This window comes from Chromatium okenii (genome assembly GCF_002958735.1).
Lineage (GTDB): Bacteria > Pseudomonadota > Gammaproteobacteria > Chromatiales > Chromatiaceae > Chromatium > Chromatium okenii_A.
Genome location: NZ_PPGH01000007.1, coordinates 1 through 18,947 on the forward strand (window position 1 = coordinate 1; position 18,947 = coordinate 18,947).

Consider the following 18,947-nt stretch of genomic DNA (forward strand, 5'->3'; position numbering starts at 1 on the left):
GCGTGAGATTTTTTCAACAAACCATCATCCATTTTTTCAACTTTAGAACGTTTTTCAGCGATATTCCAACTGACCACTTTTTCATTAAATTTGTTTTTAACTTTTTCGCGTTTATCTGCACCAGTGTAGCCAGCATCACCAAAAACTTTTTGTTCTTGACCATGTAAAATGTTTTCAACTTGAGTGACATCATGCTCATTTGCCGCCGTGCCAACCACGGTATGCACTAACCCAGAATTAACGTCAACACCAATGTGTGCTTTCATTCCGAAATACCATTGATTTCCCTTGCGAGTAGAATGCATTTCTGGATCGCGTTCTTTTGCTTCGTTTTTTGTTGAAGAAGGGGCATTGATAATGGTCGCATCAACGATTGTCCCTTGATTTAACAACAATCCTTTCTCGCGTAAATGCGCATTGATTGTAGAAAAAATCACTGTAGTCAGTGCATGACGTTCGAGTAAATGGCGAAATTTCAACAGTGTTGTTGCATCTGGTACCGCTTCAACACTCAAATCAATACCTATGAATTGCAGTAATGATTGACTATCGTAAATTGCATCTTCCAGTGCCTCATCAGCAAGATGATACCATTGCTGTACAAAGTACATCCTTAACATCCGCTCTAATCCTATTGGCGGACGACCACGCTTACCTTGACTATCAGGGTAGTAATAAGGTGTCAATGCTTTAACCAAAGTTGACCATGGAACAATTTTTTCCATATCATTGAGAAAACGTTCACGGCGCGTCGTTTTCTTTTTTGCTAAAAATTCTGATTGTGCAAAAGAAAATTGTTTCATGCTGGTATCATATTTACATTACGACTGATGCCTATTTTATCATTTAGATCGCAACGATGCTGGCTATTTAATCAGTGTTTCCCAAAGGTATTTAAAGAAGCTGTGGAGCATGAACTTTATACACCGTAATCAATTCAATTGTGCTCTTTTATTAAAAAAGCGCCTATTGATTAAATCCGCTCAACCATCATATTCAAAAGGGTGTAGAAACTATCAACTACGGCAGAAATGCCTTATTATCATCTTAGAACCCAATGTCATCACCATAAATCTATGACCATTAACATTCATCCACATGCGCTCACCAGAATGAAGGAACGTGGCGCGACCAAACAAGAAGTGATTGAAACTGTCAATTCTGGTGAACGCTTCCCAGCTAAATTTGACAGAATTGGTTTCCGTCGCAACTTTCCCTATGCCAGCGTTTGGCGTAACCGAGAGTTTGCCACAAAACAAATCGAAGTCTTTGCGGTTGAAGAACAAGGCGACCGGGTAGTCATTACCGTCATCGTGAAATACTTTTAGAGGATTGATAAATGCGCGTTGAATATGATCCACAATACAACATTGCTTATTTACGCTTTCTTGATACCCAAGCCGAAGATTTGCAAACATTGCATCTCAGTGAAGAATTGAACATCGATTTAATGCCTGACGGACGCCTTTATGGAATTGAACTACTCAATGCCAATGAACAGCTTTTCCGTCAAGATGCTGGACAGCTTTTAGTGAACAATCGCCAGACTGGACAAATGCAATCAATTCTTGTATTTGATTTTGTGTAAACCCATGCCGTGCTTCGCTTGAAACAAGCATTAAAATCTGCAATCCATTACGGGGATTTTCACATGACTGCGCAATACTACGAAGCCGTTGCTGAACTTCCAAAAACCATTGCTTACAATTACAGCTACCGCTAGAAATACCAACGGGAATAGTGCACATGGCGATTAGTTTTAAACCGACATCCAATAATCAAGCGACCGGTGACAGCATTAAAAAGTTGTTTTCTGCAATGCCATTTTACTATTCATCATGCCCTTAAAGTTATTACATCCACGCCATTGGGTAAGTTGGTTAGGCGTAGCAATTATTTATCTGTTGGGGCGCTTGCCATTTCCATTGCTATGGGCATTTGGTAGCTTCATCGGCGGATTGAGTTATTTATTTGCTGGATCGCGGCGGCGAATAGCGCGGCGCAATTTACAATGCTGTTTTCCAACGCTCAGTAACATCGCCCGCGAGTACCTCTTATGGAAGCATTTTATTTGGCTTGGTGTTGCAGTATTAACGCAAGGTGTGCGTTGGGAGATTTCACCGGCGCGAGTACGGCGGCTGGTGCATATTCGCAACCAATCAATTATTGACACCTATCTTACTGCTGATCGTCCGATCATCTTATTAGCACCGCATTTTATTGCATTAGAATTAGGTGGCGCGGGATTAACTGCATTGGTACATCCATGCGTTCACATGTATCAACGCCTCCGCAATCCCGTCATGGATTGGCGAGTACGTCGCGCCCGTTGTCAATTCGGCAGCATTCCCATTGAACGCAGCGATGATTTACGCGGTTTAATTCGCATCATTAAAGCGGGTACGCCATTTATTTATTTGCCAGATCAGGATGCAGGGCGACGCGGGATTTTCGTTCCTTTTTGTGATCAGCCCGCTTCAACCGTACCAATGCTAGGACGCTTCGCAGCGAAAACAAATGCCGTTGTTATTCCAACAATCACTCGGTTTTTACCTTGGGGACGTGGTGTCGAATTGTGTTTTTATCCGCCATTAGAACAATTTCCAAGTGGCGATCAAATTGCCGATACAACACAAATGAATCAAGTTATTGAAGCACATGTGCGCGATTTACCGGCACAGTATTTCTGGGTGCATCGTCGCTTCAAAACCCGTCCAGATCATTTATCGCCATTATATTATGTAAAACGAAAACGCTAATGGAAAATTTTTGTATTAATCCCAGTCTAAGCAGTATTTTTTCAAAAAATGGGAAATTAAATTTCATTAGTAAATGGCGTGACTGGTTATTAGGCGCAACATTTTTATTGCTATTGCTAGCAGCAGTACAATTCACAATTGGTTGGGCAACGCTACTCGCACCATGGCGGGAATTATCGCCTTGGCTACTCGCTTGGCTATTCGCATTAACCGCACTTAGTTATGGATTACGCGCTGTGCGTATGACGGATTATTTCCGCCAACAATTTGCCGGAAAATTTGCGGTTATGTTGCGCTTAACAATTTTTCACAATGTCGCTAATAATTTATTACCCATGCGCAGTGGTGAATTGGTGTTTCCGTGGTTAATGCGGCGCTATTTTGGATACGAAATACTGGATGCTGCTGCCGCCTTAATTTGGATTCGATTATTTGATCTGCATTTTCTCGCACTAATTGCTATTGTTATTCTCAATTTACGTCAGCCGTCATGGATATGGTGGCTGTTAGCGGCACTATGGATTGCAGGATTAACCCTATTAAAATTTTTCAACCAACTGCATCGTTTACCACAATTAAGCAGTACTGGGCGAATACAAAAATTAATCAAACAAGTCTTGCAAACTGCACCAAGTGAATTGAGTTTAATTGCACGGATTTATTTATGGACAGCGTTAATCTGGAGCTTAAAATTCGCTGCCTTTGTGAGTTTGCTAAGATTCTTTTTGCCGCTGGATATTTGGCAATTATTAACTGGCGTGATGGGTGCGGAATTGTCTAGTGTGTTGCCGTTTCATGGCATCGCTGGCAGCGGCAGTTATGAATTGGCAGCAGTAGCTGCATTGATGCCGCTTGGAATTGAGCCTAAACTGGCGTTGGCTGGTGCAGTCAATTTGCATTTATTTTTATTGGGAAGCACGTTAATTCTAGGTGCACTCGCATTTCTTCTAAAAAAACCATCACCGAATTGTTGAGGAGTTATTTTGTGTTGCGTGGATTGCCAATTGTATTGATACTTTGGGTATTAATGTATACGCATCTCACTGAATTAGCTGATGTTTCAATTGCATTACTGCATTTGGAACGTGCCAGCGCATTTGGCGAAGCAGTTTATTTTTTCTGTTACGAAGTGCCTAAAGTACTGTTATTACTGATCGGCATCGTCTTTATCATGGGGATCATTCAAACTTTTTTCGCACCAGAACGTACTCGTGCACTGCTTGCTGGACGACGACTTGGTATTGGTAATTTAATGGCAGCCAGCCTTGGTATTGTGACGCCATTTTGTTCCTGTTCAGCAGTGCCATTATTCATTGGTTTTGTTACTGCGGGAGTGCCATTGGGTGTAACCTTTTCATTTCTTATTTCTGCGCCGATGGTAAATGAAGTCGCGCTGGCACTGCTGTTTGGATTATTCGGATGGAAGGTTGCAGTGCTCTACTTAGGAATGGGGTTGATTATCGCTATTGTTGCAGGAATTATTATTGGCGCATTACGAATGGAAGGATATTTAGAAGATTGGGTTCGTGCAATTCATTTTGGCGATGTCGCAACGCAGGATTACACCAATTTTATTTGGTCACAACGAATTGCTGCGGGAATAAAACATGTCCGCGAAATTGTCGGACGTGTATGGCTATATGTGGTGATCGGTGTTGGATTAGGCGCAGTTATTCACGGCTATGTGCCAGAAGATTTTATGGCTGCGTTGATGGGACGTGATGTGTGGTGGGCGGTTCCTATGGCAGTAATACTTGGTGTGCCAATGTATAGCAATGCTGCCGGAATTATTCCCATTGTTGAGGCGTTAATTGGTAAAGGCGCAGCGCTTGGTACGACCTTAGCGTTTATGATGAGCGTGATTGCGTTATCTGCGCCGGAGTTATTGATTTTGCGCAAGGTGCTAAAATGGCCATTAATTGCCACTTTTGTCGGGGTGGTTGCTACTGGCATTTTATTGGTTGGTTATGTTTTCAATTGGGTTTTATAACGGAGCAATGACATGAAAAACGTCAAAATTCTTGGTACGGGTTGCCGCAATTGCCAAACTACACGCAATTTAGTCGAAGAAGTGGCGAAAGCGAAAGGCGTGATTATTGAATTAGAAAAAGTGGAGAAAATTGAGGACATCATGCGCTATCGCATTCTGGCAACGCCGGGCGTGGTGATTGATGGAGTGGTGGTGCATTCTGGCGGAATACCGGAACGCGGAACAGTTGAACGTTGGTTTGAATGAATCGCTATTTTTTAATGCACTCGCGCCCAATCAAATGCCGCACCAGGATCAGTTTTGCGTCCGGGTGCAATGTCACTGTGACCAACGATGCGCTCAGAAGTGATTGCTGAATAGGTGCTGCGCAATTGCACAATGCTCGTATTCAGCGTTTGATATTGTTCATCCGTAAACGGCATATCATCCGTTCCTTCTAATTCAATCCCAATTGAATAGTCATTACAGCGTTCGCGCCCTTGAAAACACGATTTTCCTGCGTGCCATGCTCGTTGTATAAAGGGCACGTATTGAATGATCATTCCGTCGCGGCGAATCAGTAAATGTGCGGAAACGCACAATTGTGCAATCGTTACAAAATACGAATGCGCAGCAGGATCAAGCCGATTGAGAAAAAAGTCATCAATCCAATTCCCACCAAATTCGCCCGGCGGTAGGCTGATATTATGAATTACTAATAGATCAATCACGGTATTCAGCGGGCGTTGATCGTAATTCGGTGATAGGTGGCGCTGCGCGGTCAATAGCCAGCCGTCAGCGTCAATGGCGGAATGAAATGTCATTATAAATTATTCGGTTGAATGGAGAAAAACCAGTGTTGCGCCAAGCTGCTGCTGGAGCCATTCGCGGATTTGATGGCGAGAACGAGCGCCGCTGAATCGCGCTATTTCCAGACCGTAATGAAACAACATCACGGTCGGAAAACCGCGCACCTGATAGCGCCCAGCCTCGCGCATATTATCGCCTTCATCTACCTCCAAAGTGGCGAGGTGAATTTGACCGTTGAGATCGGCAATTACGCGCTCTAATTGCGGTGATAAGGCGCGGCATGGCGCACACCAATCCGCCCAAAAATCCACGAGAATCGGACGCTGATGTGATGCTTCCAATACGGTAGTAGTGAAGTTTTCGGTGGATACTGCGAAGATGTCAGGATGTGTGGACACGACAAAAATACTCCAAAGCTAATCGACGACAATACGGATTAGTGTTCTCAAAATTGGACGCGTTTGCCGTCATGCAATTGAATTTTTTATTCACAGTAAACCCGAATTGAAACCACATGATAGGCATTACAATTTCAATTGCGTTTTTGTTTGTAGCTGGAAAAATCAATACCTGAATAAATATGCCCTAAGTGATATTTTAGCATTTATGATATCGTTAGCAATGTAAAAAAAGCGCGGAATAAAATTCCGCGCTGTTGTTCTGTCATTTAGATTAACCATATTCGCACTAAATTGGCAATATGATCAAATCAATTTAATTAGCTACCCAAGTATTTTCATCTTCAGCACACAGACCCCGACCACCTCTGTATTCAACATCCATTAACATCGTGCGGACACCATCTGTGGTAACGCTGAATGGTTCGCGTAAATCGCGGGGTGCCCAATCACAAAAGGTGGTCATTCCCGGGTTAGCGCCACTGATTGGCACTACGTTGTAACACAAAAATAATCGCGCCATATTCGCCAATGCGTCTGGTACTGCAAAAGTTGCATATCCTGCTGGAAGTGTTGTCGGATCGGGATTATTTACCCAAAACGTTGGTATCAATTTAATTACACTCAACTGTCGATTGTACGGGGGACCAACCATTACTGCGCCCATTAAACCGCCATCGTGAGTGCAATCATCGCGCAATAACGCACCACCAAACACATTCACATGATCATCAGCCAATAGATATTTGCCAACATCTCGCGGTTGCTCAGAATTACCGACACCATTACCCGGAAAAGAATCAAAATCATGTCGATGATCAGGAGGACTCGCCTGTACATTCGCAAAGACTAGCCCAAGTGCTAATCCTACCGCGCAGGAAAACTGTGTTTTCATTATTGCTGCCTCTCTATTTAACGATAGACGCTCAAGTTGAGCTGTAACTAACCGTGCCATATTAGTCAAATACGACCGATATATTCTAACGCCTATTTAGTAAATGCGTAAAGCACATGATGCGTTATGTGCGCAAACGAAGCTGGTAATAACGCGAGATCACTTCCCCGCTCCTTCCACAATTACAATTTCATCAGGTGTCAATTCGTACAGCGCATACACCAATTGATCTATTTCCCGTTCCAAGGCGCTGGTGTCCGCTTTGGGATTCTCTGATTTGGCGACAAGGATTTGGTTAACTAATTTAATGATTGGCTCTTGTTCATCTGGAGCATCAAAACTACGTTTGGGTAAAAGTAATTCTTCAACGTGTGTCTTTTTTACTTGAGCAAGTGCTTCCCCCTTTTCTGGATTGATAAAAAAATAAATAAAATCTGTAAATTTTGAGTTTAAAATACCCAAAACAAAAAGTAAGTCTGTAGAATTTTTTGGCAAAATAATGTGTAAATTGTCTCTACCTACAACGCCTGAATTACAAAGAGTTGAAATAATAGAATCACTAGTTTGACGAACAAAAATTTTAACAGGTGCTTCAAATATAGATGAATCGCGTGGCGCAGCAAGCCACTCTCCATACTTAATCCAATAATCGTTATTCCAGAGCGTGACATAACGTTGGATAAGACTACCTCTCAGAAGTGGCATCCAATTAGCACCGGATGGCTTCGAGCCTTCAACAACAAAAGGTTTTTCTCTCATAATTTGCGCAGTTTGAGGCGGTTTCCCTTTTCCCTTTTCAAAGGGTTTAACCCCGTTATACACGTCTGCAACAGATTTCAAAACTACGCCTCTTTTTTTAATTGTCTGAAAAAGATTTTGATGGGTTGGAGGAAAAATTACATTGATTGCATTACCATCTTTTGGAACATTTGCCCAAGTGAGATTGTGTGCAAAACGAATTCCAACTGGCTCAAAAAAGAAAACTGGAAACCCAATGCCTTCTTGAGGTGTTGATTTTTTGAAAACGAATACATTTGTGTCAACGACAGCAGCAAATACTTTTGTTTTAATAACAAGAAGACCAAGCCACTGGAAATGAGATACTAAAAACCTTCTAAATTTTTGAAAGGTAAGCGATGGCAGCCATGTGTTAGGAACAATGTAAATAATTACACCCTGATGACGCATCAGTTCATAACCTTTTTCTACAAATAGCATATAGCTTTCGGGAGGATTGCTTTGGTGTTTATAAATTTTTAGGAGCCAAGCTCGTAATTCAGGTGAAAACTTTGCACCATAAGGCGGATTTCCAATCACCACGTCAAACCCGCTTTTCTGATGAAATACTTCTGAAAAGTAAATCTCAAAATCAAACTCTGCTTTACCATTCGTTAGCGTGTGAATAATGGCATCAATCTGTAGCTTATACTGATCTTTCTGCTGCTTGTCTGCCGCATTAAAATAAAGCGGTTTTAATTGTTCAAGCTCACGGAATGCTTGCTCATTAAACAGCGTTTTTTCCACACCCAACAATGAATTGCCGCACACAATTTTATAAGACAAATTCGGCAACGGCTTGATGTGCTGCACGTTATCTTCATCCACCACCAGCGATAACCACAGCCGCAACTTAGCAATATCAACTGCGCCCGGATCAATATCAACTCCGTATAAACACGATTGAATGGCATGGCGTTTGAATTGATACGCGCCGCGCTCGGTAGCGTCATTAAAATACGGCGTCAATGCCGAACGAGCGCGGACAATTTCACTCATCATCCCCACCGGAAATGCACCCGAACCAACCGCCGGATCACAAACAGTAATATCCGCCAATTGCTGATCAATTTGCCGCGCCTGTTGTTGAATCGCCAGCGGCATTTCGCGCCCCGCATACTGCGTTTTAACCGTTTCATAATGCGCCAATTGATCGCCCAGCCGCACCAGCGTTTCCAAATCATCACGCGGCACGTTTAATTCCAATTCAGTCAAGCGCGTATCCAGATAATTAATTAAACTTTCCTGACACATATAATGCACGATTTCACGCGGCGTATAAAAAGAACCCAATCCTTTACGGCGATTATCTTCAATCAGATTTTCAAACACCTTGCCCAACATTTCGGGATCAATCGCCACGTCTTTTTCTAACGGCGCTGATTCAGTGATGGTGAAATTGTAGCGATCAAACACATCTAAAATGCCGGTGCCAACGTCGCCATTAGCCGCCTGCTCGGTATTCGTAAATAACCGATTGGGCAATAAAATATCCACCGTTTGCCAATGGTAATCGCCTAACGGCTCAAATAAACCGCCATTCAAAAAGGGAATACGGCAGTTGAATTGCGCACACCACGCAGCATGACCGCGATCAGTAGCGAGCGTGTCATAAAACAGCGGTTCAAGAATGTCATTAAAAAAATTGGTGTAATCATCGCGCTGCGCGAGACGGCGCAAAAAATCTGCTGGTCCCGCGCCCCAATTGTCATCTTGTGCCACACCGAGCCAGCCTTTCTTTTGCAAAAAGTATAAAAACACAATTTGCCCTAATAACTTTTTAACAAAATCTAAAGCGTTAATCTGCTGCCGCTCGAATTCATCGCGCAACAATTGCGCTTGCGCTAATAGTTGCGTCAACGCCTGTTCTAATTCACTACACAGCGCCGCGTATTGCTTGAAAAATTCTTTCGTGACCGCCTCAACACTAAACGCATCTTCAATCTGCGCCAAGGTCGGCGCGAGCCGCGTTTCCTGTAATAACGCAATAAAACGCGATTGCGCCGTGTGGCAACTTTCATTTGCACCCACGAGATAAGAACTGCGCCGCGCTGGGGTTAATTGCGTTTTAATTCCAACCGTACCAGCGACCGTTTCAACGGCACTGTATTCCATTTTGACGTAAGACAAGCGCCATTGCGCTTCTGTTGGTGAAACAAACGCCACCAATGCTGCATCTTTTTCATCGCGCTGTTTAAGATGATCGGCAATAAAATTGCGCAGCGCCGTCCGGGTGCGTTCTAATTTTGCATCATGCGTCAAGTGAACAATGAGCACATCTAATTGATCGCCGTCTGGCGCAGTGTAAGTACCGAGCCGTTCATAGCGGGCAACATGCGACTTGAAAGCATCTTTGATATAAACCGTATTCCACAGCGCAGCTTTATGTTCATCAAAATTGTTATTCAACACATTGCGCGTGAATTCCAAAAATTTCACGCGATTAAAAGCGTGGGAAAATAGATTGGCAATGTAAGTGCGTGCTTGTTGTGGGTTCATAGTGATTGGGTGCAACGATACGGAATTTGCATTATTATTTGCTGGTCAGCTCAGTAACGACCAGCAACTGTTTTGACTACACTACTTGGAGTATTTTCTCATGTCAAACGCAGAAACTTTTAATCACAGCATTGAAACTGCATCGCAACTATGGCGCATCAATCAATTGCCTTGTTTCACACAGGTGAGTTACTAGTGCAGTCAGCCGCAGCACTAATTGCTGATTTGAATCAATCAAGAATTTCCACACTCCAGCGTATCAACAATAAACTTTAAGTAGAAAATTTAACCAAATAACATTTGATGCTATCATTAAAAGCATGGCTTGATAGGAGACACTAAATGCACACAACCCTTGCCCTCGACGATGAATTAATTGCTAAAGCACAAGCACTCACCGGAATTTCAGAAAAAACTGTATTGGTGCGCGAAGCCTTACGCGCCCTGATTGAACGTGAAAGTGCCAAACAACTCGCGTTGCTGGGTGGCTCTGAACCTCTGCTTGATGATATTCCCAGACGACAATCGGTGACATCCGCATGATTCTTGTAGACACGTCGATCTGGATTGATCATCTGCGCCAAAACTGCGAAAAACTCGCCCAACTACTCGTTGTCGGTCAAGTACTCGCTCATCCGTATGTGATTGGTGAATTGGCTTTGGGAAACTTAAAAAATCGCAACGCGGTATTAGGTGCGCTACAAAACATTCCGCAAATACCCATTGCAACTAACGACGAAGTTTTTCATTTCATTGAAACGAAAGCACTTTACGGAATTGGCATCGGTTATATTGATGTGCATCTTTTAGCAGCCGTTTGGCTATCACCCAGCACAATGCTTTGGACACGCGATAAGCGATTGCTTAACGTGAGTACTCGATTAGGACTGGCGTTCAGCACCGATTAAGTTTTGAGAGTAGCGCATCAATCAAGTATGCAATTGACATCTGCCCTGCTTCTTTAGGGCGGTGAGGATGTCAATAATCACTCCCGCATCAAATAAGACGATAAAATCACTTCACGCAGTGCTGGTGGGTGATTGATGGGAACAAAGCGGTTGAATTGTAGCAATTCTGCTTGAATCTGTTCGCGCAGCACTGCCAGCACCCGCAACGGAGCAAAATTCTCTTGTCGTTTTAATGCAGTTGCCACTTTTTTAGCCGTTACTTTAGGCAATAAACCATCTTCTACAAGGCGAATCACTTTGCCAATTAACGCTTCATCATCAGTGGTGAATTGCGGGCAATGCCGCACCGCTTTATCTTTTAAGCGTTTCACAATATAACTATCATATTGATGATCCGATTGCAACGCTTTCATGTGTTCAATATCAATTATGGTGGCAGCCATCCATGCCGCTTTATTTTGCTCCAGTAAAGTATAAAAACGCTGCGGAATGTGATGGCGCAGTTCATGCGGATCAGTCGGTTTTAGCAACGTCGCCGCAGTGATAAAATCTAATTCAAACGTTGCGACGCCAGTGCCACTGCTGAGAAAAAACTTATCCAATTTGCCTTGTCGAAAATAATTCAACACCGCCGGAACTGTTGGCACTGCGGTGCTTGACACTTGCCGAGTTGAGCGGGCTTTTTGTGGCAAGCGTTTGATCCGCGCAAACAACTCGGGCTGCGTATCTCGCACGGCGCGAATTTCCGTTAAAAACTGCAATTCAGATGCCGCATTGTCATCTTCACCCGTGAGCGTTTGTTTTGAATTCCAGCGCGTAAAAAGATCGTGCGACACGATGTCTTCATTTTCTGTAAGCAGCCGCGCATCAGCACCGAGCATCTGAATAAACGCATGAATTTTTGCCTCAGCCGCTTCACGCAGTTTGATTAAATCATTACTTTCATCAGTTGGAAAAAAGTTATAGGTATAAATCCGCTCAAATGTGGTATCTACGCGATTAACGCGCCCAACGCGCTGAATTAAACGGGTCGGATTCCAAGGAATATCATAATTCACCACGATATTGGCGCGGTGCAAATTGACGCCCTCAGCAAGCACTTCAGTCGTCACGAGAATACGGTAATCATCTTTGGGACGATAAAATTTAGCATCAAAATTAGCAATGACTTCTGCGCGGACGCCGGGCGCAGCGCCACCTGTCACCAACAATACTTTTGATTCAACCTGAGCGCGGATTTTTTCTGCTAAATCGGCGGCGGTTTCTTTTGATTCGGTGAAAATAATGATTTTGTTACTTTTAAGCAGCGCATTGTCATTCAGAATGGCGCAAAAGCAATCCCATTTAGGATCGCGGGTCATTTGTTGCCAATTGCTGTGAATATCCTTGAGCAGCGCCAAATCATGTTCCAAATCAATCTTAAACTCCGGTGTAAAATCGGCAGCCGCCAATTTTTCCGCTTTATCTTCATCCAGCAGCCGCTCAATTCCTGCTTCATCATCTGCATCCAATAAATCAAAAATTTTTGCGCTGTGTTTTTTACTAATAAATACATGCCCTTTATTAAATTCAATCATCACGCGTTCATAAGTCACAATAAAGCGTTCCAGCGTGGCACGAAATGCCGCAAAGCTGCTTTCAAGGCGCTTAACCAGCATTATTTTCATTAATTTAGCTAAATTGCGCTGGCTGTGAATGGCTTGCTCATCACGCTCGCCGTTGTAATATGCCAGTGGTGTATAGCGGGCATATTTGAACTCGTGAGTTAGTGTATAAATAGTCTGATTAAATACCTGCGATTCATTCGTATTAAATTGATAAAACAGTGGTTCGGGATCGGCAACTTCGGGAAATTTGAGACCTTGTTGGGCAAGATCAGCGCCGTAGTATTTGGCAATCTCGCTGCGGGTGCGGCGAATCATCAAGAATTTCAACACTTTTTCGCGGGTTTCTCGCGCATTATCCTGTACGATGCGCAAATACTCGGCGTGATCACTTTGACGGTCGAGGGCATCGAGACGGCGGCGCAACCGACCAAAGAAGGCTTCCAAATCGCGCACATTCGGAATGGTGCTGCGTTTACTCGGCTGGAACAGTTTGATTTGGCTCAAAATATCTTGTGGCGCATTATTCAGCGGCGTGGCCGACACCAGCACGACACGCTTGCCAAAACAAATCTGCGCTAATAGCGAATAACTTTGCGTGGTTTCACTGCGAAAACGGTGCGATTCATCAATAAATACCGTTGTGAATTTGCGCAAATCTTGTGTGCATAATGCCTCCAATTTACCCACTGATTCACACCGATAACCACGCACGCCAAAATCACGAAATACATTTGGCCATGCGCTAGGATTTTGCGCATCCAATAAATGCGGTGGCGCAATCACTAAACAGGGCGTATTGAGTTGCTGCGCCAGCAATGCCGCCATATAGGTTTTTCCTAAACCAACCACATCCGCTAAAAATACGCCGCCGTATTCATCCAAAATTTTATGCGCATTTGCCACCGCTTCTGCCTGATAGCGCAATGGCTTAAAACCGGGCGGCAAATTGCCATCCAAACTATCAATTGATAAATTCAGTTCGCCGCGAAAGTATTCGTATAACAATTTGAGATACAGCTCATAAGGCGTGATTGCTGCATAATGTGAATCTTGTTCAATGGTGGTGACATAATCCGCCGTCACATCCACCGCTTCTGTCCACAATTCATTAAACTTGGCGCGAGCAAATTCGTAATCAGAGCGATTTTTTAGTTCAACGTTAAATTCTAAATTATCCACTAAACCGGCAGCGGTAAAATTGCTGGAACCAGTAATAACGCGTCCGGCGTCGCGGTCGCCTTCCTTAAAGGTCATGATATAGAGCTTGGCGTGAATACGCCCCGACGGATATGCACGAATAGCTAATTTGCCGGATTTAATCCATTCCACAAAGTGCTGCACTCCGCTTTCAACAGCAGCACTCTCTTCTGCTTGCTGTAATTCGTGTAGAATTGCGCCGGGGAGATGTTGATGGACATAAGAATGAGATTCTAGCGCCAATTCCTGCTGCGCTTGCGCCGTTGCCAGCAATTGCAACACTGGTCGATCCGTATTGATGCCAATTAAAATCCGAATCTGTTCCGTATTTGCTAATGCAGAATGCAATTGATGAAAACCACTGATGAAAAAATAACCAACTAAACACTCAAAACAGCGTGGATGATCATTTAATAACACATTAAAGCGGTCGCGGAGATGTTGCCCGTGTTCATTGGTAATAAACGTCAAATCTGAGACAGTACTCATGCAGCGATTTCCTAAAAATAAACGACAATAGCGAGCAGTTTAGCCGGAAATCTGCACTGCAATCTGGAGCCGCTGCCCGTCCTGAGCTATCGTAGCTGTCCGCTGCCAACCATCAGCGGCATTTTTCCTTCCTATTGAGAACCACTGCTTATGTCCACACTTTCCACTCCTCGCTCGGCTTTTCCCGTTACGCGGCTGCGCCGGATGCGCCGTGATGATTTTTCGCGTCGGTTGATGCGCGAGCACACGCTTACTGCTAACGATTTGATTTATCCCGTATTTGTGCTGGAAGGCAGCAATCAGCGCGAGCCAATCGCGTCGATGCCCGGCGTGGAGCGCCTGAGCATTGATTTATTGGTAGAAGACGCTCGCACTGCCTATCAATTGGGAATTCCGGCGCTGGCACTATTTCCTGTGACGCCGTTATCGGTTAAATCACTCGATGCGCGGGAGGCATTTAATCCCAACGGACTGGCGCAGCGTGCAGTACGCGCAATTAAAAACGCAGTGCCGGAATTGGGGATCATTACCGATGTCGCGCTTGATCCATTCACCACGCATGGACAAGACGGTTTAATTGATGTCGCCGGTTATGTGATGAATGACGAAACGGTGGAAGTACTCGTACAACAGGCTTTATCTCATGCCGAAGCTGGCGCAGATATTGTGGCTCCATCGGACATGATGGATGGACGCATTGGCGCAGTGCGCACCGCATTAGAAGCTGCCGGTTATATTCACACCCGTATTCTGGCGTATTCCGCAAAATATGCGTCGAGTTATTACGGACCATTCCGCGATGCAGTTGGTTCAGCGGGCAATTTAGGTGCGGGCAATAAATACACTTATCAAATGGACCCGGCGAATTCCAATGAAGCACTGCATGAAGTCGCATTGGATTTAGCGGAAGGTGCGGATATGGTGATGATTAAACCCGGCTTGCCGTATTTAGACATCGTGCGGCGGATTAAAGATCAATTCGGTGCACCAACGTTTGTTTATCAAGTCAGTGGCGAATATGCGATGTTAAAAGCCGCCAGTTTGAATGGCTGGCTGAATGAAAAGGCAGTGGTTTTAGAGGCGTTATTATCAATGAAACGTGCTGGCGCAGATGGCATTTTGACGTATTACGCTAAAGACGTGGCGCGTTGGTTGGCGGAATAGACGAATTGGCAACGATGATGACCAATAAACCTTGGTGGACAATAACAACGGTGCTGCGTTTGTTGGTCGATGTCATCGCTGCCGAAGTGACGCGGGCGCGACCGGGGTTGCTCGGTGTGCGGCAGGCGCTGGCGCTGTTGACCGAAGCGCCGCTGCATTCTGACAGTCCGCAACTTGAGCAGGCGTTGGAGCGTTTAGATTTGGATTCGTTGGAGTTTCTTAATCTGGTGACGGCAATCGTGGTGCTGTTTCATCTCCACGAAACCGGTTTAGATCAACGTTTGATGACCTCACGGCGCTTGCGCGTGTGGGTCGATACCGTGCTGGAAAGTCGCCGTCACTGGGATGAAGCGATGAGCTTTTTCACTTCCGGTTCGACTGGACAACCGAAATTATGCACCCATCCGCTGGCGTGGCTGGAAGAAGAAATCAGCTTTTTTGCCAACGAGTTACACGACCGGCGGCAGGTGCTCAGTGCGGTTCCATTTCAGCATATTTACGGCTTTTTATTTGCCACGATGCTGCCTGCGCAGTTGAAAATTCCCGTGCACGATGTGCGTAACGCACTGCCGAGCAACGTACTGCGGCGAGCGCAGGCTGGCGATGTCATCGTTGGTCATCCGGCATTTTTTGATTTGGCGCTGCGTTCACCATTAACGCTCGCGCCTGATGTCACCGTCATTTCATCGACGGGGCATTGTCCGGCGAGTGTATGGCAACGGCTCGCTGCGGCGGGTTGTGCGCGGTGCATTGAGGTTTACGGTTCTTCGGAAACTGCGGGCATTGGACTGCGTGAAGCGGCTGGTGATCCGCTGCAATTACTGCCGCATTGGTCGCGTCCTGCCGATACCGTTGAACATCTCAGTCGCTACTTGCCAAACGGCGCAGTGGTGACGACGGCGTTACCGGATCAATTGCAATGGGTGGAAGCGCGGCAGTTTCAAGTGCTGGGGCGACGCGATGGCGCAGTGCAGGTCGGCGGCGTCAACGTGTTTCCGCAACGGGTGCAGGAGTGTCTGTGTCAACATCCCGACGTTATTGACGCGACGGTACGGCTGGCAAGTGCAGCGGCAGGCGGACGTTTGAAAGCGTTTGTCGTGCCGCGTGTCATTGGTGCAGATTCCGCACAATTTGCCGAGCACCTGCATCATTGGTTATCTGAACGACTCACCGCAGCGGAATTGCCACGCACCATTACAATTGGTGCTGAATTGCCGCGTTCGTCATTAGGCAAACTGATTGATTGGATATAAAAAATCGCTCGATTGTGCTACACGATCGAGCGACTATTAGAAATTAAAACGCCCGGTACTCAGTTATTCTTTGCACCCTGCGCAATCCAGTGTTCAATCAATGCAATCTTGTCGGCACTGAGTGGATCTTTTTTGTGCGGCATCTGAATTGATTTGTCCACTTCACCGGAAACCAAACGGTAAAGACTGCTGGATAGCGGATCACCAGCAACCACGACCGGGCCGAATTTCGTGCCCTTCATCAACGATTCATAAGACTCAATAAAAAATCCGCTGGTCTCGTAACCCTTGCCGCCTTTCAAATGACATTCAATGCAATTGGTATCAAGCAAGGGTTTAATGTCGTTTTTAAAACTCACCGTCCGTTCGTTACAGCCCGCAATAAAAAGCGCCAATGGAAGACCAACAGCAATAACTTGCAGATATTTTTTCATACCTTCCTCTTCGTAAAAAACCCAGTTTTAATACTGGGAAAAAATAAGCAATGACCGTATCACGGTCGGTTCTTTTTAATACACAAATACTGGTTTTCAAATCAGGATTTTGAGTACTTATGATTGAAAATCAAGTCTCTGTGGTTACTACTTTTATTCCAATGAGTGCACGCACTGGTGCAAAACTTCGCCGATGATGCGGGCACACTCCTAACGTTTGCAATGCCGCTAAATGGGTGCGCGTCGGATAACCCTTGTGTTGCGCAAAACCATAGCCGGGATATTCCGCATCCAATGCAATCATCAATCGGTCTCGCGCTACTTTCGCTAAAATCGACGCAGCGCCAATTGCCGCAATTGAACCGTCACCACCCACCACTACCTGCGCTTCACAACCGAAATCTGGACAGCGATTACCATCAACGAGAACACGCTGCGGTGGTACGGTCAACGCTGCCACCGCCCGCTGCATCGCCAGCAGCGAGGCTTGTAAAATGTTAATACGATCAATCTCTTCCACGCTTGCCCATGCCACTGCCCACGCCAGCGCCCGCTCCTGAATAACTTGCTCAAGCGCAGTGCGACGAGTTGGACTGAGTTTTTTGGAGTCATCAATTCCCGCAATCGGGCGACGCGGATCGAGAATCACTGCTGCTGCACTCACCGGCCCAGCGAGCGGTCCGCGCCCTGCTTCATCGACTCCGGCAATGAGCAGCACATGTTCATTCATATCATTCTTTTCCAATTAACTTCATTATTGCACTGGCTGCAGTTTGCGCAGCATCACGGCGCAATTCGCTATGAATACGTCCGTAATCCGCTTGAATTGCTGCCACCCGTTCTGGGTGATCGAGCCAATCCAGTAATGCAGCTGCCAGCACCTCAGCACGGCATTGTGCTTGAATAAACTCCGGCGCTAATGCCCGTCCCGCCAATAAATTCGCCATTGCAATAAATGGAACCTTAATTAAACCTAGGCGTTTAATTAATTGATAAGTTAATGGATGAACGCGATAAGCAACCACCATCGGACGTTTAAGCAACAGCGTTTCTAAAGTCGCAGTTCCCGACGCAGTGAGCACACAATCCGCAGCAGTAATTGCTTCTCGACTGCGCCCATCTAACAGCGTTACTGGTAAATGCGGTGCACGTTGCGCCAATTCTTTAATAAATAACTCTCGCAAGGTGTTATTCACCAGTGGAACCACGAAATGCAGATTTGGACGCATTAAATAACAGCGATGCGCCGCATCAATAAAGGGCGCAGCCAATCGCCGCATTTCACTGATTCGACTGCCGGGCAATAACGCAATCACCGGATCGGCGAGAGACAAATTCAATGCGCCTCGCGCTGCATCACGATCAACAATAAAAGGAATCTGATCTGCAAGTGGATGACCAATTGCAATTGCGGGAATATGATGGCGTGTCAAAAAAGCGGCTTCAAATGGAAATAGACACAACATTAAATCAACTGCGCGGCGAATAGTTTTTACCCGCCCAGCACGCCACGCCCATACAGTTGGACTGACTACATGCACTGTTTTAATTCCCGCTTCGCGTAGTTGCTGCTCTAAATACAAATTAAAATCTGGGGCATCAATACCAATGAATACTGCTGGGCGATTAGCGAGAAAGTAACGCTTCAAAGTACCACGCAATTTTAATAATTCCGGCAAATGTGCGAGCACTTCGGTTAATCCCATTACCGATAAACGCTTCCAACGGCAATAAGGTTTCACAACCAGCCGCTTGCATCTGTGTTCCCGCAACACCAATAAAACGTGC

19 protein-coding genes are annotated in these 18,947 nt (G+C 45.2%); 10 read left to right on the top strand and 9 right to left on the bottom strand.

What is annotated here, in order from left to right:
• A partial coding sequence (locus tag CXB77_RS00560) for an IS5 family transposase (protein WP_105072388.1) occupies positions 1-803 on the bottom strand: 803 nt, incomplete at its 3' end.
• Positions 804-1,076: 273 nt separating this feature from the next.
• On the opposite strand from CXB77_RS00560, the gene CXB77_RS00565 reads away from it, so the two are divergent.
• The 6 genes from CXB77_RS00565 to CXB77_RS00590 all read left to right on the top strand — a co-directional run bounded on the left by CXB77_RS00565 (position 1,077) and on the right by CXB77_RS00590 (position 4,995).
• On the top strand, positions 1,077-1,328 hold the full coding sequence (locus CXB77_RS00565; RefSeq protein WP_146108622.1) for a DUF4258 domain-containing protein: 252 nt from the start codon (positions 1,077-1,079) through the stop codon (positions 1,326-1,328).
• An 11-nt stretch (positions 1,329-1,339) separates the two neighbouring features.
• On the top strand, positions 1,340-1,588 hold the full coding sequence (locus tag CXB77_RS00570; RefSeq protein WP_105072389.1) for a DUF2283 domain-containing protein: 249 nt from the start codon (positions 1,340-1,342) through the stop codon (positions 1,586-1,588).
• Positions 1,589-1,838: 250 nt separating this feature from the next.
• A complete protein-coding gene (locus tag CXB77_RS00575) occupies positions 1,839-2,759 on the top strand; it encodes a lysophospholipid acyltransferase family protein (RefSeq protein WP_105072390.1) in 921 nt (306 codons plus the stop codon).
• Between the two features lie 107 nt (positions 2,760-2,866).
• Complete coding sequence (locus CXB77_RS00580; RefSeq protein WP_242445302.1) at positions 2,867-3,733, top strand: lysylphosphatidylglycerol synthase transmembrane domain-containing protein; 867 nt, start codon at positions 2,867-2,869, stop codon at positions 3,731-3,733.
• 11 nt (positions 3,734-3,744) lie between these two features.
• A complete protein-coding gene (locus CXB77_RS00585) occupies positions 3,745-4,749 on the top strand; it encodes a permease (protein ID WP_242445303.1) in 1,005 nt (334 codons plus the stop codon).
• Positions 4,750-4,761: 12 nt separating this feature from the next.
• Positions 4,762-4,995 (top strand): thioredoxin family protein, encoded by a 234-nt coding sequence (locus CXB77_RS00590; RefSeq protein ID WP_105072393.1) that lies wholly within the window; start codon positions 4,762-4,764, stop codon positions 4,993-4,995.
• An 11-nt stretch (positions 4,996-5,006) separates the two neighbouring features.
• Here the strand turns inward: CXB77_RS00590 and ampD are convergent, their stop codons facing one another.
• The 4 genes from ampD to CXB77_RS00610 form a co-directional block, all read right to left on the bottom strand.
• The gene (ampD, locus tag CXB77_RS00595; protein WP_105072394.1) at positions 5,007-5,552 is read right to left on the bottom strand and encodes a 1,6-anhydro-N-acetylmuramyl-L-alanine amidase AmpD; all 546 of its coding nucleotides are present in this window, start codon (positions 5,550-5,552) and stop codon (positions 5,007-5,009) included.
• Positions 5,553-5,558: 6 nt separating this feature from the next.
• Positions 5,559-5,936 carry a thioredoxin family protein gene (locus CXB77_RS00600; RefSeq protein ID WP_242445304.1) on the bottom strand — a complete coding sequence of 126 codons (378 nt, stop codon included), beginning with the start codon at positions 5,934-5,936 and terminating at the stop codon, positions 5,559-5,561.
• Positions 5,937-6,252: 316 nt separating this feature from the next.
• Positions 6,253-6,831: a hypothetical protein gene (locus CXB77_RS00605; RefSeq protein ID WP_105072396.1), complete on the bottom strand. Its 579-nt coding sequence runs from the start codon at positions 6,829-6,831 to the stop codon at positions 6,253-6,255.
• 159 nt (positions 6,832-6,990) lie between these two features.
• The gene (locus tag CXB77_RS00610; RefSeq protein WP_105072397.1) at positions 6,991-10,107 is read right to left on the bottom strand and encodes an Eco57I restriction-modification methylase domain-containing protein; all 3,117 of its coding nucleotides are present in this window, start codon (positions 10,105-10,107) and stop codon (positions 6,991-6,993) included.
• A gap of 342 nt (positions 10,108-10,449) precedes the next feature.
• Between CXB77_RS00610 and CXB77_RS00615 the strand changes: the two genes are divergently transcribed.
• Both CXB77_RS00615 and CXB77_RS00620 read left to right on the top strand, forming a co-directional pair.
• On the top strand, positions 10,450-10,650 hold the full coding sequence (locus tag CXB77_RS00615; RefSeq protein ID WP_105072398.1) for a type II toxin-antitoxin system VapB family antitoxin: 201 nt from the start codon (positions 10,450-10,452) through the stop codon (positions 10,648-10,650).
• Positions 10,647-11,015 carry a type II toxin-antitoxin system VapC family toxin gene (locus tag CXB77_RS00620; RefSeq protein ID WP_105072399.1) on the top strand — a complete coding sequence of 123 codons (369 nt, stop codon included), beginning with the start codon at positions 10,647-10,649 and terminating at the stop codon, positions 11,013-11,015. The genes CXB77_RS00615 and CXB77_RS00620 overlap by 4 nt, the downstream gene beginning before the upstream one ends.
• Before the next feature lie 77 nt (positions 11,016-11,092).
• On the opposite strand, the gene CXB77_RS00625 is transcribed toward CXB77_RS00620, so the two are convergent.
• Positions 11,093-14,308 (bottom strand): helicase-related protein, encoded by a 3,216-nt coding sequence (locus tag CXB77_RS00625; protein WP_105072400.1) that lies wholly within the window; start codon positions 14,306-14,308, stop codon positions 11,093-11,095.
• A gap of 150 nt (positions 14,309-14,458) precedes the next feature.
• Between CXB77_RS00625 and hemB the strand changes: the two genes are divergently transcribed.
• The gene (gene hemB / locus CXB77_RS00630; protein ID WP_105072401.1) at positions 14,459-15,472 is read left to right on the top strand and encodes a porphobilinogen synthase; all 1,014 of its coding nucleotides are present in this window, start codon (positions 14,459-14,461) and stop codon (positions 15,470-15,472) included.
• Between the two features lie 14 nt (positions 15,473-15,486).
• A complete protein-coding gene (locus tag CXB77_RS00635) occupies positions 15,487-16,725 on the top strand; it encodes an AMP-binding protein (protein ID WP_105072405.1) in 1,239 nt (412 codons plus the stop codon).
• Positions 16,726-16,784: 59 nt separating this feature from the next.
• Here CXB77_RS00635 and CXB77_RS00640 read toward each other — a convergent pair whose 3' ends face one another.
• The 3 genes from CXB77_RS00640 to lpxB form a co-directional block, all read right to left on the bottom strand.
• On the bottom strand, positions 16,785-17,159 hold the full coding sequence (locus CXB77_RS00640; RefSeq protein ID WP_105072402.1) for a c-type cytochrome domain-containing protein: 375 nt from the start codon (positions 17,157-17,159) through the stop codon (positions 16,785-16,787).
• A gap of 130 nt (positions 17,160-17,289) precedes the next feature.
• Positions 17,290-17,889 (bottom strand): ribonuclease HII, encoded by a 600-nt coding sequence (rnhB, locus tag CXB77_RS00645; RefSeq protein WP_105072403.1) that lies wholly within the window; start codon positions 17,887-17,889, stop codon positions 17,290-17,292.
• A 1-nt stretch (position 17,890) separates the two neighbouring features.
• On the bottom strand, positions 17,891-18,947 hold a 1,057-nt coding region (lpxB, locus tag CXB77_RS00650), incomplete at its 5' end, for a lipid-A-disaccharide synthase (protein ID WP_347338013.1).

What these genes read in the sequence shown, in the direction of transcription:
- hemB (WP_105072401.1), top strand. Translation starts at nt 14,459, where the DNA reads ATGTCCACACTTTCCACTCCTCGCTCGGCTTTTCCCGTTACGCGGCTG.
- CXB77_RS00565 (WP_146108622.1), top strand. Translation starts at nt 1,077, where the DNA reads ATGACCATTAACATTCATCCACATGCGCTCACCAGAATGAAGGAACGT.
- ampD (WP_105072394.1), bottom strand. Translation starts at nt 5,552, where the DNA reads ATGACATTTCATTCCGCCATTGACGCTGACGGCTGGCTATTGACCGCG.
- CXB77_RS00635 (WP_105072405.1), top strand. Translation starts at nt 15,487, where the DNA reads ATGATGACCAATAAACCTTGGTGGACAATAACAACGGTGCTGCGTTTG.
- CXB77_RS00590 (WP_105072393.1), top strand. Translation starts at nt 4,762, where the DNA reads ATGAAAAACGTCAAAATTCTTGGTACGGGTTGCCGCAATTGCCAAACT.
- CXB77_RS00570 (WP_105072389.1), top strand. Translation starts at nt 1,340, where the DNA reads ATGCGCGTTGAATATGATCCACAATACAACATTGCTTATTTACGCTTT.
- CXB77_RS00605 (WP_105072396.1), bottom strand. Translation starts at nt 6,831, where the DNA reads ATGAAAACACAGTTTTCCTGCGCGGTAGGATTAGCACTTGGGCTAGTC.
- CXB77_RS00620 (WP_105072399.1), top strand. Translation starts at nt 10,647, where the DNA reads ATGATTCTTGTAGACACGTCGATCTGGATTGATCATCTGCGCCAAAAC.
- rnhB (WP_105072403.1), bottom strand. Translation starts at nt 17,889, where the DNA reads ATGAATGAACATGTGCTGCTCATTGCCGGAGTCGATGAAGCAGGGCGC.
- CXB77_RS00575 (WP_105072390.1), top strand. Translation starts at nt 1,839, where the DNA reads ATGCCCTTAAAGTTATTACATCCACGCCATTGGGTAAGTTGGTTAGGC.
- CXB77_RS00625 (WP_105072400.1), bottom strand. Translation starts at nt 14,308, where the DNA reads ATGAGTACTGTCTCAGATTTGACGTTTATTACCAATGAACACGGGCAA.
- CXB77_RS00610 (WP_105072397.1), bottom strand. Translation starts at nt 10,107, where the DNA reads ATGAACCCACAACAAGCACGCACTTACATTGCCAATCTATTTTCCCAC.
- CXB77_RS00640 (WP_105072402.1), bottom strand. Translation starts at nt 17,159, where the DNA reads ATGAAAAAATATCTGCAAGTTATTGCTGTTGGTCTTCCATTGGCGCTT.
- CXB77_RS00615 (WP_105072398.1), top strand. Translation starts at nt 10,450, where the DNA reads ATGCACACAACCCTTGCCCTCGACGATGAATTAATTGCTAAAGCACAA.